The organism is Sulfuricurvum sp., assembly GCF_023229695.1.
Taxonomy (GTDB): Bacteria; Campylobacterota; Campylobacteria; order Campylobacterales; family Sulfurimonadaceae; genus Sulfuricurvum.
Window position 1 is genome coordinate 55,953 of the sequence record NZ_JALNYS010000017.1, and the last position, 14,801, is coordinate 70,753.

12 protein-coding genes are annotated in these 14,801 nt (G+C 51.5%); 8 read left to right on the forward strand and 4 right to left on the reverse strand.

The window, feature by feature from the left end:
• Nucleotides 1-174 precede the first annotated feature (174 nt).
• Together M0P91_RS12255 and M0P91_RS12260 are read left to right on the forward strand one after the other, a co-directional pair.
• Nucleotides 175-510, forward strand: a complete 336-nt coding sequence (locus M0P91_RS12255; RefSeq protein WP_295067832.1) for a hypothetical protein — start codon at nucleotides 175-177, stop codon at nucleotides 508-510.
• Between the two features lie 523 nt (nucleotides 511-1,033).
• Nucleotides 1,034-4,297, forward strand: coding sequence for an EAL domain-containing protein (locus M0P91_RS12260; RefSeq protein WP_295067835.1), 3,264 nt, complete (start codon nucleotides 1,034-1,036; stop codon nucleotides 4,295-4,297).
• A 23-nt stretch (nucleotides 4,298-4,320) separates the two neighbouring features.
• Here the strand turns inward: M0P91_RS12260 and M0P91_RS12265 are convergent, their stop codons facing one another.
• Nucleotides 4,321-5,601, reverse strand: a complete 1,281-nt coding sequence (locus M0P91_RS12265) for a sensor domain-containing diguanylate cyclase (RefSeq protein WP_295067839.1) — start codon at nucleotides 5,599-5,601, stop codon at nucleotides 4,321-4,323.
• 222 nt (nucleotides 5,602-5,823) lie between these two features.
• On the reverse strand, nucleotides 5,824-6,594 hold the full coding sequence (locus tag M0P91_RS12270) for an RMD1 family protein (RefSeq protein WP_295067842.1): 771 nt from the start codon (nucleotides 6,592-6,594) through the stop codon (nucleotides 5,824-5,826).
• A 216-nt stretch (nucleotides 6,595-6,810) separates the two neighbouring features.
• Between M0P91_RS12270 and M0P91_RS12275 the strand changes: the two genes are divergently transcribed.
• Nucleotides 6,811-7,731, forward strand: a complete 921-nt coding sequence (locus M0P91_RS12275; protein WP_295067844.1) for an OmpA family protein — start codon at nucleotides 6,811-6,813, stop codon at nucleotides 7,729-7,731.
• Nucleotides 7,732-7,867: 136 nt separating this feature from the next.
• Here the strand turns inward: M0P91_RS12275 and M0P91_RS12280 are convergent, their stop codons facing one another.
• Both M0P91_RS12280 and M0P91_RS12285 read right to left on the reverse strand, forming a co-directional pair.
• A complete protein-coding gene (locus M0P91_RS12280) occupies nucleotides 7,868-8,749 on the reverse strand; it encodes a hypothetical protein (protein ID WP_295067847.1) in 882 nt (293 codons plus the stop codon).
• Complete coding sequence (locus tag M0P91_RS12285; protein WP_295067850.1) at nucleotides 8,746-9,354, reverse strand: hypothetical protein; 609 nt, start codon at nucleotides 9,352-9,354, stop codon at nucleotides 8,746-8,748. The genes M0P91_RS12280 and M0P91_RS12285 overlap by 4 nt, the downstream gene beginning before the upstream one ends.
• A 115-nt stretch (nucleotides 9,355-9,469) precedes the next feature.
• Here M0P91_RS12285 and M0P91_RS12290 point away from each other — a divergent pair, with 115 nt between their 5' ends.
• The 5 genes from M0P91_RS12290 to M0P91_RS12310 all read left to right on the forward strand — a co-directional run.
• The gene (locus tag M0P91_RS12290; protein ID WP_295067853.1) at nucleotides 9,470-11,068 is read left to right on the forward strand and encodes an ATP-binding protein; all 1,599 of its coding nucleotides are present in this window, start codon (nucleotides 9,470-9,472) and stop codon (nucleotides 11,066-11,068) included.
• Nucleotides 11,056-12,492, forward strand: a complete 1,437-nt coding sequence (locus M0P91_RS12295) for a response regulator (RefSeq protein WP_295067856.1) — start codon at nucleotides 11,056-11,058, stop codon at nucleotides 12,490-12,492. The genes M0P91_RS12290 and M0P91_RS12295 overlap by 13 nt, the downstream gene beginning before the upstream one ends.
• A gap of 23 nt (nucleotides 12,493-12,515) precedes the next feature.
• Nucleotides 12,516-12,902: a response regulator gene (locus M0P91_RS12300; protein ID WP_295067859.1), complete on the forward strand. Its 387-nt coding sequence runs from the start codon at nucleotides 12,516-12,518 to the stop codon at nucleotides 12,900-12,902.
• Nucleotides 12,903-12,904: 2 nt separating this feature from the next.
• Nucleotides 12,905-13,402, forward strand: coding sequence for a chemotaxis protein CheW (locus tag M0P91_RS12305; protein ID WP_295067862.1), 498 nt, complete (start codon nucleotides 12,905-12,907; stop codon nucleotides 13,400-13,402).
• Nucleotides 13,403-13,404: 2 nt separating this feature from the next.
• The coding region (locus tag M0P91_RS12310; protein ID WP_295067865.1) for a methyl-accepting chemotaxis protein at nucleotides 13,405-14,801 on the forward strand (1,397 nt) is incomplete at its 3' end.

The window sequence follows — 14,801 nt, forward strand, 5'->3', positions numbered from 1 at the left end:
TCTGATGTTACGCACTTTTCGGGCAAAGCCCGTAAAGTGGCAGGGACTAAAGTCCCTACAACCCCCTAAAGCCACTATGCATCGATTCGGGAATCGTGTCGGGTGAGAGAATGTTCACAATCGCTTCACGTTGGGGTGAGAGAATACGGTTATCTTAATCGATAGGAGTCTCCTATGAAAACAATGCACATTCTCGGTACCGTCGTGGGTGCCGTTATGATTTTTTCGGTTTCGGCGTATGCGGGGCATGGCGAACATGATCGGGGGGGGCGCTATGACGCTCCCCGGCATGTTAAAATGGGGTATCCGTCGCACCGCAACAACTGGGTTGTTCCGTTGGTTGTCGGAGGGGTGTTGGGGTATGCCCTCACAGAGTCACGCAGACAATCGGTACCCTATGCGACGATCGGTGCTTCGGTCGTCTACCCGGAACAGCCGGTGTATGAGGAGCGGTGGGTCTATTTCGGAGAGTGCGATTGTCAGCGCCGCGTACTGGTTCGGGTTCGTTAAACCACCCCCTGCGCTTTTAAGGTTTTTTTTTGTTCTCTCCTTTTTTGTGTTGTTTTTTTGATTTCTTGGAGTATTATATAAATAACAGAACGGACCTGAAGCACTTATTCTAAAGAGGGTGAAAAGAGTCCGTACTCTCCCGTATCCGAAAAGTGCGTAAAGGGTGCTTATCTCTCCCGCATCCGAAAGATGCGGGAAGCTTTAGGGGGTTGTAGGGACTTTAGTCCCTGCCACTTTTCGGGCTCTGCCCGGAAAGTGCGTAACATCAAATCGGTTATCTCTCCCGCATCCGAAAGATGCGGGAAGCTTCAGGGGGGTGCAGGGGACAAAATGTCCCTGCCACTTTCCGGGCTTTGCTCGGAAAGTGCATAACATTAAATCGCTTATCTCTCCCGCATCCGAAAGATGCGGGAAGCTTCAGGGGGGTGCAGGGGACAAAATGTCCCTGCCACTTTTCGGGCTCTGCCCGGAAAGTGCATAACATTATGATGGAAAACGATCCATCGGGGGGAAAAGAAAAACGATGACCACTATGACCTTAAAAGGGATTGTCTCTTCGAAAAGTACTCCGCTGAGCGGGGAAATAGCGTTGATGGATGCACTGAAACAGATGGAACGCGATCAGGTGAGTTCGGTTGTGGTGGTGGATGAGAGGTATCGGCCGATCGGGATATTCACCGAACACGATACCCTCAAAACCATCAGCGGATACGACCCCTCGGCAGTGACGCTTTCGGAGGTGATGACGCGCGGGGTATTTTGTATGGACGAGAATACCGTACTGCACGATGCGTATTTGGCGATGGAAGAGAAAAAGTACCGTCATCTCGTGGTGACCGATGGGGAGGGGCGTTATCGGGGGGTTGTGAGCGAGGGGGATTTTTTACGCCATATGGGATTTGAACATTTGGTCAAATTCAAACGGGTTCAGGATGCGATGAACGCAATCCCTCTGCTGATGGGAAAAGAGGCCACCATTGCCGATGCGGCGGCGCAGATGCGCGAAGCGGGGAAAGATTACGTCCTGATCCTCGAAAACCAGACCCCTTATGGGGTGGTGAGCGAGCGCGATATCGCCCGATTTCGCATCCACGGGGATCAAGACGAGACGGAGTCTGTTTCCGCGTTGGCCCATACCGAGCTGAAACTGGTGTGCAAATCGACACCGCTTCAGGAGGCGGCGATAGTGATGCAAGATCACGGCATCCATCAGCTTATCGTCGTGGAGGAGCAAAACCGTTTTATCGGTATTCTGGACCGGCACGATATCCTCAAAGCACTGCACGGGGCCTATTTCGAATTTTTGATCGCGACGATTGAGCAAAAGAGCGAGGCGCTGGAAAAGCTCTCTCTGAAAGAGGGGGAATTAAAAGCCGAAAAAGAGATCGCGGAGCGCAATATGCTCAAATTTCGCACCCTGTTTGAATCGCAGCCCGATGGGTGCGCTTTGCTCCGCCCCGATACGGTTGCGGTCGAATTCAACGATGCGATGTGCCGGATGCTGGGATACACGCGCGAGGAGTTCGCCGTACTTCGGGTGAACGATTACGAAGTACTGGAATCGGTCGAAGAGACGGAGCAGAGGATCCGGAAAATCATTCAGGAGGGGCCGGAGTCGTTTGAATCGCGCCATCGTCGCAAAGACGGGTCGATGATTGACGTATGGGTTAACGTCGTCGCGATGCAGATCGACGGAGAACCGTATCTGATGGCAATGTACCGCGATATCAGTGACAAAAAACAGATTCAGACCGAACTGGCCCGAAAAAGTTCGTTTTTGTACACGTTGATCAACACGATCCCCGATCTGATCTGGCTCAAAGATCTCGAGGGGACCTATCTGGCGTGCAACAAAATGTTTCAGCGTTTTTACAATGCGCAGGAGGGGGATATTATCGGGAAAAACGATTTCGATTTTGTCGATCCCGCCCTGGCGCAGTTTTTTCGCGATCACGATCTCGCCGCCGTTGCGGCGGGGGGATCGCGCACGAACGAAGAGTATCTGAAATTCGGAGACGGAAGCTACGAGGGGTTTTTCGAGACGATCAAAACCCCGATGAAAGACGCTGCCGGAGAGGATGTCGGGGTCCTCGGGGTGGCTCGTGATATCAGCGACCGGAAGAAAAAAGAGAATGAGATCAAGCGGGTTCAGGAGCTGGCGCATATCGGAACCTGGGAATGGGATATTCTCGAAGACATCTTTGAGGGGAGCGAGGAGTGTTTCCGGATGCATGGCCTCTCCCCGGCTCAGGCCGTCTCGATGATGGCGGTGGAGGAGCGTATTTACGAAGAGGACCGTGCGGAATTTACGCAGGCAATCGCCCATGTTTTGTGGGACGGCATGTGCAATATGGTGTACCGGGTTATCGACGCGGAGAAAGAGCTGCGATGGGTCCAGCTGCATGCGGAGTTTCAGTTTGACGAAAACGGACGACGGGTCAAAGGGATCGGAATCGTGCAGGAGATTACCGAACGGGTCCGTTACGAAAAGCAGCTGGAGACGCTGGCCAACTACGATTCACTCACAGGGCTGGCCAACCGTTCGTTTTTGATGGCCCACCTGCAACAATCGATCGCTAAAGGGGCGCGGGAGAAGACGATGACGGCGTTGTTCTTGTTCGATCTGGACCGGTTTAAAGACATCAACGACAGTTTCGGCCACACATCAGGGGACGAACTGCTTCAGAAAGTGGCACAGCGTTTTGCGCAGCGGCTGAGGGCGGGAGATTTGATTGCCCGACTGGGGGGAGATGAGTTTGCCGTTGTTCTGGAGCAGATTGCCCGTCCTGAAGATGCGGGACGGTTTGCGGAGGAGATGATCCGTACCCTTGCAGCACCTTTTAAGCTTCAAAGCGGGATAGGGATCCATATCAGTACCAGTATCGGAATCGTCCTGAGCCCTCAGGACGGCAGTGAAGCGGAGACGCTGCTTCAAAATGCCGATGCGGCATTGTACAAGGCAAAAGCCGAAGGGCGCGGAAATTATCGCTACTATACCGATGATCTGACCGATTCGGCCCGACAACGGGTCGATTGCGAAGTTCAGCTGCGCCGGGCGATCGAACAACGGGAGTTCGAGGTCTATTATCAGCCGCAGGTACACATTGCTACGGGACGGATTGTAGGGGCCGAAGCGCTGGTTCGGTGGAATGATCCGCAGCGGGGGGTGATCTCTCCGGCTCAGTTTATCCCCCTTGCCGAAGAGACGGGGATGATCGGAGTGATCGGCGAATGGGTTTTGAACGAGACGTGCAGACAGGGGAAGATATGGCTCGATCAGGGGCATCGTCTGATTCTTGCCGTCAACCTCTCTGCCCATCAGATTCGCCATCAAAACATCCCGGAGATGGTTGACAAAGCGCTCAAAACGAGTGGCTATCCCGCCGGTCGGCTGGAGCTGGAACTGACCGAAAGCGCTTTGATGCAGCGCGAAGAGGAGACGGTGACGATGCTCCATGCCCTGAGGGCGAGGGGGATACGGCTGGCGATCGATGATTTCGGAACCGGCTATTCGTCGTTGTCGTATCTGAAACGGTTCCCGATCGACGTACTGAAAATCGACAAGAGTTTTATAGACGATCTCCCTTACGATCAGGATGATATGGCGATTGTTTCGGCCGTTATCGCGATGGGGGAGGCCCTGGGATTTCAGTTATTGGCGGAAGGGGTGGAACATGAAGAGCAGCTGGCATTTTTACGGCAGAGGGGGTGTACGATGTATCAGGGGTATCTCAAAAGCCGCCCCCTCCCCGCATCGGAATTTGAAACCCTTTTTAGTAATGATTAAAAGAGCATAACCTTACCAATCCCTTACTCTACCCGGTTGCGTCCCCGCTCTTTGGCCAGATAGAGTTTTTCATCCACCTGTGCGATGTATCGATCGATCGTATCCTGATGGATCGGCAGGGTGTCATCGATAAGGACCGAAATGGCCCCGATACTGACGGTGTAGCGGATTGATGCCTTTTCGACAAGGAGCTCGCTTTGTTCCGTCGCATCGCAGATCTTTTGGGCGAGGGCAAGGGCTTCGGCTTTACTGGTTGTCGGGAGCAAAACCATAAACTCCTCCCCTCCGAAGCGGAAAATATAGTCCGATTTCCGTAACGTTTGTTCTAATATACCGGAAAAATGTTTCAGTACCACATCCCCGACGACGTGGCCGTAGGTGTCATTGATAACTTTAAAATGGTCCAGATCGCACATCAGCAGAGAAAACTCTCTCCCCGTCGCTTTGGAGATATCGAGTTTGTTCATCATGATTTTGTTAAACAGCCGGCGTGTCAGGAGATGGGTGAGGGGGTCTTTGGCACTCTCTTCGATCTCATTGAGAAAAGCGATTTCGTTGCCGATTTCAAGCGAATAGTAGTCGATTCGCTGCATGAGATGGATCAGGGTTGCCGGCAGGAACTCGCTGCTCTTGTAATAGGTTATGACGTTGGCCGCCAGATCGTGGAGGTTGACGTGGAGTTTTTTGATGACGTTGAAATGGGAGGTCGAGAGGAGATAGGAGGTCGTGGCGTTGTTGAGCCATCGCCCGAATTCACAATGGTCGGGATTGAGTTCGGGATAGTGATCGTCAAATTCGTTTTGCTGTACGTAGCGGATCAGACTCAGGATCCATTGAAGATGGTATTCGTAGTGGATCATAAATTTTTTATCGCCCATCATCGCGATATGGGAGAGGCGAAGCTCATTTTTAAGGGTGAGCTGTTTTAGAAATTTCTGGAGGTAGAGGGCGGTGATCCGATTTTCATGTTCCGTAAAATAGCGGTTGACGGCGGCAATATGGTCGAAATCGTGATCGTCCGCGAGGATGCCGAGGAGCTGGCGGGCGACGGTGACGAGTTCACTGTAGAGAAACAGATAGGATATCTCCTGTTCGATCGTAAAATGGACCAGCTCTGCGGTCTTTTTTTCGATCTCCTCGCCGGAACTTGAGAGGAGGAGTTCGAGGAAGAGTTTTTTATGTTCCGAAATCGCATGGGTATAGAGAAGATCGTTGGAATCGAGGGATTGAACGCTCTGTAGATTGATACAAAAATCCTGAACACATTCTCGAATTTTGGGAAAATAGTGATAAATTGATTCCATAATTATCTCTTTTTTTAATTGATGTTACGCACTTTCCGGGCAGAGCCCGTAAAGTGGCGGGGACAATTTGTCCCCTGCACCCCCCTGAAGCTACCCGCATCTTTCGGATGCGGGAGATTAACTGCCCTTTACGCACTTGCTAGGGCAAGATGCGTAAGGTCAGTTATTAATACGGTCAAGTATTGTAGCCAATGTCAGAAAAAAGTGAGAAATTTTTATCCTTTAACGGACAAAGTCAATCAACCCCATGACGATTTCCACTCCGATCAACACAATAATGATCCACTCCAGAAATTCGCTTTTTTTGTGGTTGATGATGTCCATGACGAGGAGGACGTCCTCTTTGATCTGGGCGAGTTTGGAGAGGGCGATTTCGTGCCGGTCGTAGAGTTCGAGGACAAAAGCGAGACGGTTGTAGAGCACTTCGGCCTCCGCATCGTCCCAGAGGATATTGGGCTTGTCCAGCAAAAGGAGATTGCTCACCATATCGTGGCGGGTCAGGGCCAAGAGTTTGGCAAACTGCATCAGGTGGGAGCGGCGGTTGATGGAGAAAGTGTGGATCGATTCGACAATTTTGCGGCTTTTCGTAAAAAGGGTGTCGAGCCGTTTTTCGTAGTGCTCCAACCCGACGCTTTGGGAGACGGCAAGGGCGATAATATTGAGATTGAGGGTCGAAGCCGATTGGAGGGTGATCGCTTCATTGGTCACCTCAAACGCGTGCGGGAGGGTCGGTTCAATACGGAGGGGATAGTCTTGGGTGATGAGGTGCTCTTGCGAATCGAGGGTGATCCCCAGAAGCGCGAGGGCATTGAGGATATCTTTTTTCTCTTCGGCAATGAGGGTAAGGACACCGAAGGGGGCCAATACGGCAAACAGGGTGTCGCTGCGGCCGTAATAACCGTTTTCAACCCCTCTTTTCAAGGTTAGATCGAGCGAATATTCAATCGCTGCCTGAGAAACGGGTTTGGCGGGATAGAGGGAGAGGAGATTCATGAGGGGTGCCTTTTTAAGGGATGTTACGCACTTTTCGGGCAAAGCCCGTAAAGTGGCAGGGACAAATGTCCCTACAACCCCCTAAAGCTTCCCGTATCTTTCGGATACGGGAGATTACTGCCTTTTTCGTACTTGTTTAGGCAAGGTGCGTAAGGTCAGTTCTTAACCGAAAATGCGTTTTTTTTATTGTACCATTTGTTCATTACAGTGGAGGACATGATGGAGAAACGGCTGATCGGGACAATTTTTGCGGCAGCTTTGGGGACGGGTGCGTATGCCGACTCCTCGGAGGTGATTTTTTATCCGGATCCCGATTTTTCGCAAGGGGTGGTCCATTTTCATTATGAGGGGGAGGAACCGAGGCAATACGGTTTTATTTTTGACGAAGGGGTCGGGGAAGATCGGATACTCTTCGCACATCCGGCGGAGCATACGATTGAAAAACTGCCGAACGGGTTGCTCAAACTGACGTTTGCCGAGACAAAAAAGTATGACTATTACCAAAAAGTGACGCAAAACGATTTTCTCATCGCGCGTAACGGGAACCGGGTCGACATTCTGGTGACCGGCGGAGAGTGCCGAAACGCTCCCGATTGTGTGATCGAGAAGAGCAGCCTGCGGGTGATGCTCCCAAGCGGGTACTCCGTCGTACAGGCCAAAGGGGTCGATCACGAACTCAAAGAGCTGTATCATCCTCAGAGAGAGGAGGAGGGGGATTGTTATTCCCTGATTTCCCGCAACGTCAAAGGGGCATCCATGGTGGTGCAGTTGGAAAAAACCGCCCGGACCCGCAGGGTCTACAACGATCAGCTGTTTGAGCCGGGGAGGGTTAAGCTGAGTACAGAGGGGGAAAAACTCCTTGCCGATGTTGCGGAGGAGATGAAAAAAGGGGGAGAGAAAAAAGTTTCGATCGATGCGTATACCGACAACACCCCTCTTCAGCGGCTCAAACCCCTTTATGAGAATAACCGAAACCTTTCAGAAGCGAGGGGGCGATGCGTCGCCGATTATCTTGCCCTTAGGGGAGTGAGGGTTGCCTCGGTGAGCGGATACGGAGAAGAGGGGGCGATTGCATCGAACGATAGCGATGAAGGGCGTCGCGAAAACGGACGGATCGAGCTGATATTTACCCCTTAACTGTGATGTTACGCACTTTTCGGGCAAAGCCCGTAAAGTGGCAGGGGACAATTTGTCCCCTGCACCCCCCTGAAGCTACCCGCATCTTTCGGATGCGGGAGATACGCACTTGGGGCAAGATGCGTAAGATCAGCTCCTAATCCATCTTCTCGTACAGATCGAAGAGGTTGACCCCATCGGGAAGGCGGGATTTTCCGTCGCGGAAACTGCGGGTATGGGCAATGAGCCGTTTGAAGTGTTTGCGCAGGTGGTAGGCATCGGGGACATTGGGGCGAAACCAGTCCCCTTTGGCGCTGAAGAGCCAGTCGATGACCGTTTTGACGTCGCCGAGGGTATACCCCCCGGTATCGATGATCAGTTTGATCTGTTTTGCCCAGCTTAAAACATCGAAAGGCTCTTCGAATTGCGGATCGATTGAGGCCAGTTGGCGGATAAAATAGCGTGCCGTCTCAAACTCTTCGGAGGTCGGTTTTTGCACTTCGACCTCTTGAGCGCTGATGAGGGCGGGGGCATTGGAAGCGAGTTCTTTGCGAACCCACCGCTCAAACTCGGCTGCCCAGTCAAACGAACGGCGATTTTGGGAACGCTGGTAGAGGTTGAAATCGTCAAAGATCTCCCGTCGAAGCCCTTCGCGGTCCAGCGTCTCCAATGCAAACGCGTAGAGCTCCGTATAGGCATCGTTGGTCAGATTGAGGTAGTAGCTGTGGTCGGTATACTCCGCCACAGCGGTGGGCGGCAGATGGATCGCCTCTTTTTGGGGGAGGAGGGCGTAAGCGATCATGACCCCGTCGGCGGTTTTACGGCGCCGGGTTGCCAGTACCCCTTTTTTGACCAGAGCATCGAGCGCCTCAACCACTTCACGAGGGGAGTGACGGAGCAGTCGGGAGAGTGTCGGTGCATCGATCTCCCCCGGTTTTTCCCCCCATGTCAGGGTGTGACGGACGATGAGAGGGAGAAGGGCGCGCTCCAGAAGGGTCAGGTCATCACGGTCGATCAGACAAAGAGGAAGGGTGATCATCCCCGTTTACTTGCTGAGAGGAGTTTGCCTTTGAGGGGGGCGCTGAGGGAGGTTTGCCGTGCCCGTTCACGACGGAGGATTTCGTTTCGGTATTCGTGGGTCACCCGGGTTTCAAAGAGCCCCCGGTCGAGGGAGACGTAATCGTAAATCCACCGCTTGGTAAGGAGCCGGATAACGTTAATATCGGTCTCGTCAAGAAGCGGTTCGCCCGAGTCGCTTTTGCGGATGGTGGTGAAGCGGATCTGCTCAAATCTCTCGATGGCGGTGAGTTCCGTATTTCGTGCCAAAACGATCTGCTGCCGGATATCGTACATCAGACGGTAGAGGGCCTCGGCCCGTTCCCGGGCCTCTTGGTCGATCGGGGTAAGGGACTCCTCTTCAAACTCCTGCGCAATGAGGGCGATTTTTTCAAACCCGTTTTTGTACGCCATCGGGCGCAGCGAGAGGCGGCGGAAAAATTCCCGGTATCGGGAGGGGGAGAGGGAACGGATCAGATCATCGATATGTGAGCGCAGGGTAGGGTTCTCTTCGATTTTGAAATACTCCATCAAAGAGGTGACAAATTGGGCCCGGATCTGTTCTTCGGTTGGGGTGTATCGTTGCATAACGGAAGTATAGCATCCGAAATTTGAAACCACGGCAAGGAGACTAATATAAAAAAAATGAAATTATGCTACTATAACAGTGATAAAAATGTTATATTCTGAGAAAAGGGGGTCTATGATGGGGGAAAACGGTATCGTTTTGCAAACGCCCAAAGAGCTTTTAAAGCAACGGGTGCGTTCCATTGATCCCGATTTCCGCTATTACAAATCCCTCTTTAATGCCACTCCGGAACTGATCGTCATCACGGACGGGAACAATGTACTTGACGCCAACGGCGCATTTATCCGGTTTTTTTCGGAACAGGGGATCGATGTCTTTGCCCCCGATTTTATGCTGCCAAACGTATTTATGGAGGTGCATAAATACGGCTATGTGTACGACGGTTACGAGATGCGGCGATGGTATGAACCGATTTTTGAGAAAACCAAAGAGCATTACCGCGTCGCGATAGCGGGTGCCTTGAAGGTGAGTGATTTTAATATCGTGGTCAAGATGCTTGAACCGACGGACGATATTATGATCGTTACCCTGACCGATATTACCGAGTTGATGGGGTACAAATGCGCGTTGGAGGAGAGCTTTCGATGCAGTATCGAGCATAAAGAGGAGGCCGAAGTACTGCTGCGGCAGTACGACCGTGCGATTAACGTGACCAATTTGGTCTCCAAAAGCGATCTGGACGGTACCCTCACCTACGTCAACGATGCGTTTTGCAACGTCTTAAAGTACGAACGTGAAGCGCTTCTTGGGGATAATGTCCTGATATTTTGCGTCCCGAATGAGGATGACGTGTGTTATGAGAATATTTGGAACGTGATTGAAAAAGGGGAGATCTGGAAAGGGGTTCTGGAGAATATTGACCGAGACGGGGAGATTCACCATTTCGACACCACCATTATCCCGATTCTGGATAAAAAAGGGGAGGTGATCGAATACCTCTCCATCCGTCATGAGATTACCGAAATGGTGAGGGCCAAAGAGGAAGCGATCCAGATGCTGGAGGCGAAAAGCAAATTTTTCGATCAGATTTCGCACGAACTTCGGACCCCGCTCAATGCGGTAGTCAATTTTACCGATCAGGCGCTGGAAAATTTTGATGAGATGTTCGAGGATGAGGTGATCCGCAATCTGGTCAAAATCTATTTGGACCGGGCCTATAAAAACTCCCAAAGCCTGTTGCACCTCATTAACTCGCTTCTGGATATGGCAAAATTGAAATCGGGGAAAGAGACTTTTGCGATGGAGCGGTACGAAGCGGTCCAATTGGTCCGTGAAACGTTTGAAAACTGTTCAAGCCTCCATAAAAATACCGAAATAGAATATCGGCTTAATACAAAAATTAGTTTTGTCTGGATACATTGTGACCCGTTTAAATTTAGACAAATCCTTACCAATCTTATTTCAAATGCATTGAAATTCACCCAGCGCGGATTTATTGAAGTACGGATTTATGAGACCGAAACCGAGTGTTGCATCGATGTTGAAGACAGCGGAAGCGGGATTGCGCAGGAGAAACTGGCGTCGATTTTCGAACCTTTTCAGCAAGCACGGGTTCATGACCACGGGACGGGCCTTGGGCTCAATATCGTCCGCGAATACGCGCGGGCGATGAATTTTACCCTGGATATCCACTCGAAAGAGGGGGCCGGAAGCCGTTTTTCTCTGAAAGCAAAAAAAATTGGAACGGAGGCGAGTGTCGGATGGAGCATTTAAAACTTCTTATTGTTGATGATGTCGAAGATAACCGTCTGGTATTAAAGGCGATTTGCCGCAAGGTCGAAGGGTTTGAAATTCAGGAAGCCTGTGATGGGATAGAGGCCGTTGAACACGTTGAGCAATGGCATCCCCATATTATTTTGATGGACATCATGATGCCCCGGATGGACGGCTTCGAGGCTTCCAAAATTATCAAAGAGCGCTACCCCTCAACAATTATTCTGGCGGTAACGGCCGTGATCGATCCGCAGATGGAGGAGCATATGGCCTCCATCGGGGTAGCCGCCTATATCCGTAAACCGATCGACAAAGAGTTGATCCGCTTCAAGCTGAAAAGCTTCGGGGAGATCTTCCGTTCCAAAACGGGGGAGCATAAAAAATTGTCGAAAAAGAAGGCGCTGAACCCTTTTTGCTCCGACATTCGCCATTTTCGAACCCTCTTCGATATTACCGATGAAGAGGCGATGATGGATTTTGGGGTGTGGGTTTTGTCCAAGTTTGAGCCCCGTTCTTTCCACACCTCCGCTAAAGTAGACATTGCGATTGAATTGTGCTACGCATTAATGCATCAGGGGGGGCGTACCGCGCACGCTATGAACATTGTGATCGAAGAGAATTTTGAAGAGTTTTTCATCACCCTGACGTTGGAAAAGGAGATCGAATTGGTTCCGAAACTGGCGACGTTGTTGAGAGATTTTGGATCCGGTTGCATTGTGGAAGGGAACAAAGCCCATCTGCGTTTGTCGATGCTCAATGAGGGGAAGAGCCCTTTGGGGAAAGTCCCACCTGTGCAGAAAGTTGTTTCCGCAGCTCCCGCTGTTTCGCCGGCCAAGCCGGCCATGACGGTACCTGAACCGGCAGTTGAACTATCCGAATCTCCTCAAAAAGAGGTCCGAACGCTCGACTCGGATGAACAGGGGATCCTTCGTCAGAGTTTTATCACGAAAACCTCTTCCCGGGAGTACGTTCAGGATATCGGAGGGGATGTCTTGGATGAGATCAGCGAGCTGGCGAGTCTGGATGAGGAGTGGACGTTGAAGCTGACCGTATTGGAAACGGACCCCACGGTTCAGAATATTCAAAATTTTGCGGATGGGGTTTTAGGGGTTTATGTCCATGCGATTAACAACCTGTTTGAATTCACGGCCCTTGCCTATGCCCTCTCTGCCTTGGGAAGTTTTTTAAAGGCGCAGAGCGAGGTGATCATTGCCGATGCGGAGAAACTGAGAATGCTGGTGCTGCTGATGGAACATCTGGGGAAAGATCTCACTTCGTGGAGAGAGCATATTTTTATCCTCCAGGATTCAGGAGACATCCACTATATGGACAGCTCCTTTTTCAGTTCGTGCATGCAGATTGAAGGGATTATAAGCAACAAGGAAATTGCGTCGGAAGATGACAATGATATGGAATTTTTTTGAAACACATTTAAGGAGAAGTAGAGATGGCAAAAAGGGTAATTATCGTAGACGATTCAAGGGCGATTATCGCGACTGCGGAGCTGGCGCTCGAAGAGATGATCGCAGGAGGGGTGATTGAGTTCAAATCGTATCTGAATCCGCTGGAACTGCTCGAAGGGTTGAAAAACGGGAGCGAGAATTTTGATTTGCTGATCAGTGATGTCAATATGCCTCAGATCAACGGTCTGGAACTGGCCCGATCGATTAAAACGGATGCGCGGTATACCACCAAACCGATTTTGATATTGACGACCGAGAGTTCGAACGAGATGAAGATGACAGGAAAAGAGATCGGGGTGACGGGATGGATGGTCAAACCGTTCAGCGACGATAAACTGGTCAAATCGATTAAAATGGTATTGGGGGTATAGCGATGACACCCAATACAGTCCAAAGCAGAAGAGAACGGTACCTGACGTTCTTTTTGGGAGAGGAACAATACGGTATCGCAATCGACCGGATCAAAGAGATCATTGCGATGATGAAAGTGACCTATGTCCCCAAAACACCCCCCTATATGCGCGGCGTCATTAACCTGCGCGGCTCCATCATTCCGGTGGTGGATACCCGGCTGCGCTTTGGGATGGAGCCCAGAGAAGGGGATATGCATACGGCGATCATCATCGTCGAAGTGGAGAAGGTGAATGTCGGATTTATCGTCGACCGGGTCGAAGAGGTGGCGTCGATCGATGCGGCCAATCTGGGATCAGCTCCGAAATTCGGGAGCAACGTCGATACCGATTTTATCTGTGCGATGGCGCAGATGGGGGAGAACGTCGTGATGATCCTGGATGTGCTGAAGCTCTTCGAAGCCGATGAGCTGGTGAATCTGGAAACGATACAAAACACACACCTAAGTGAGGGAGAATAACGATGGGCTGGTTGGAAAATATGGTATTGCGGAGTAAGTTGATCTTACTGACGGCGTTTATGATGGTGGGGCTTTTGACGGTCAGTACGATTGCCTTGAACTCGGTCAGTCTATGGAAGGCCGAGGTGAACGATATCGGAGTTGTCCGGGTCCCTTCGATTGTGGGGCTGATGAAGATGCGTACGGGGGTCAATAAGATCATTATCCAGCAAAACCGTGCCCGGGGATTGCTTCAAGATCCCAAGCGTGTTGAAAAATGGGCGGACGCTGCGGATAAGATCACGAAAGGGTGGAGCTATTACAAAGAGGGGTATGATCTGTACGCCCCGCTGCCCCAGACGGTAGAAGAGACGGCGGAGTGGAAACGGTATGAAGAGAATATGGCGACATGGAAAGAGATGTCGGATAACTTTGAGAAAAATCTTCTAAGACCGATCGGCAACGGTACGCTTCAGCTGGATGATGCGCAAATCTATGCGGAGATGACCAAGTTTGTCGAGGAGAGCCGTGACGTGCGCGGAAAAATGCTCGAAAATATCGAAGTGATCTCCAAAATCAATGAAGAGGTTGCCAATGAATCGGTCAAGGAAGCGATGGAAGAATCCTCGTCTGCCGTCACGTCAACTCTTGCAATCTCCGCCGTATCGCTGATCGTGGCGATCATCCTCTCGATGCTGATCATCCGTTCGGTCACCCGTTCGATCACCATGAGCGTCACCACCATCCGCGACGGGGCGATGCAGATCACCTCCGCGTCCGATCAGGTGGCATCCTCCTCCTCGTCACTGGCGCAGGGGGCCAGCGAACAGGCCTCCAGCGTCGAAGAGGTGAGCGCGACGTTAGAAGAGTCCACCGCGATCAACGCGCAAAACGTTGATAACGCCCGTCAGGCCGATATTCTGGCGAAAAACGCCAACGATTCGGCCCGCGCCGGGTACGAAAAAGGGGAACAGCTCTCCCTCTCCATGCACGCGATCACCGAATCGGCGGCAAAAATCTCCGGTATCATCAAAGCGATCGATCAGATCGCCTTTCAAACCAACCTCCTCGCCCTCAACGCGGCCGTCGAAGCGGCACGTGCGGGGGAACACGGATTAGGATTCGCCGTCGTCGCCGATGAAGTGCGGAACCTCGCCCAACGGGCGGCGGCAGCCGCCAAAGAGACCTCCGATATCATCGAAGAGGTGGTCGGACAGATCAAAGAAGGAAACCAGATCGCCCTCGCAACCCACACCTCCTTCCAAGAGATCGTCGAACAAAGCAAAAAAGTCTCCGACCTGATCGGTGAGATCTCCATCTCCGGCCGTGAACAAGCAGAGGGGATGAACCAGATCAATCAGGCTATGGGACAAGTGGATCAAGTGACCCAACAAGTGGCCGCCAACTCCGAAGAGGCGGC

Coding starts and splice junctions, on each gene's coding strand:
- M0P91_RS12305 (WP_295067862.1), top strand. CDS start 12,905: ATGACACCCAATACAGTCCAAAGCAGAAGAGAACGGTACCTGACGTTC.
- M0P91_RS12280 (WP_295067847.1), bottom strand. CDS start 8,749: ATGATCACCCTTCCTCTTTGTCTGATCGACCGTGATGACCTGACCCTT.
- M0P91_RS12285 (WP_295067850.1), bottom strand. CDS start 9,354: ATGCAACGATACACCCCAACCGAAGAACAGATCCGGGCCCAATTTGTC.
- M0P91_RS12270 (WP_295067842.1), bottom strand. CDS start 6,594: ATGAATCTCCTCTCCCTCTATCCCGCCAAACCCGTTTCTCAGGCAGCG.
- M0P91_RS12265 (WP_295067839.1), bottom strand. CDS start 5,601: ATGGAATCAATTTATCACTATTTTCCCAAAATTCGAGAATGTGTTCAG.
- M0P91_RS12260 (WP_295067835.1), top strand. CDS start 1,034: ATGACCACTATGACCTTAAAAGGGATTGTCTCTTCGAAAAGTACTCCG.
- M0P91_RS12295 (WP_295067856.1), top strand. CDS start 11,056: ATGGAGCATTTAAAACTTCTTATTGTTGATGATGTCGAAGATAACCGT.
- M0P91_RS12275 (WP_295067844.1), top strand. CDS start 6,811: ATGATGGAGAAACGGCTGATCGGGACAATTTTTGCGGCAGCTTTGGGG.
- M0P91_RS12290 (WP_295067853.1), top strand. CDS start 9,470: ATGATGGGGGAAAACGGTATCGTTTTGCAAACGCCCAAAGAGCTTTTA.
- M0P91_RS12300 (WP_295067859.1), top strand. CDS start 12,516: ATGGCAAAAAGGGTAATTATCGTAGACGATTCAAGGGCGATTATCGCG.
- M0P91_RS12255 (WP_295067832.1), top strand. CDS start 175: ATGAAAACAATGCACATTCTCGGTACCGTCGTGGGTGCCGTTATGATT.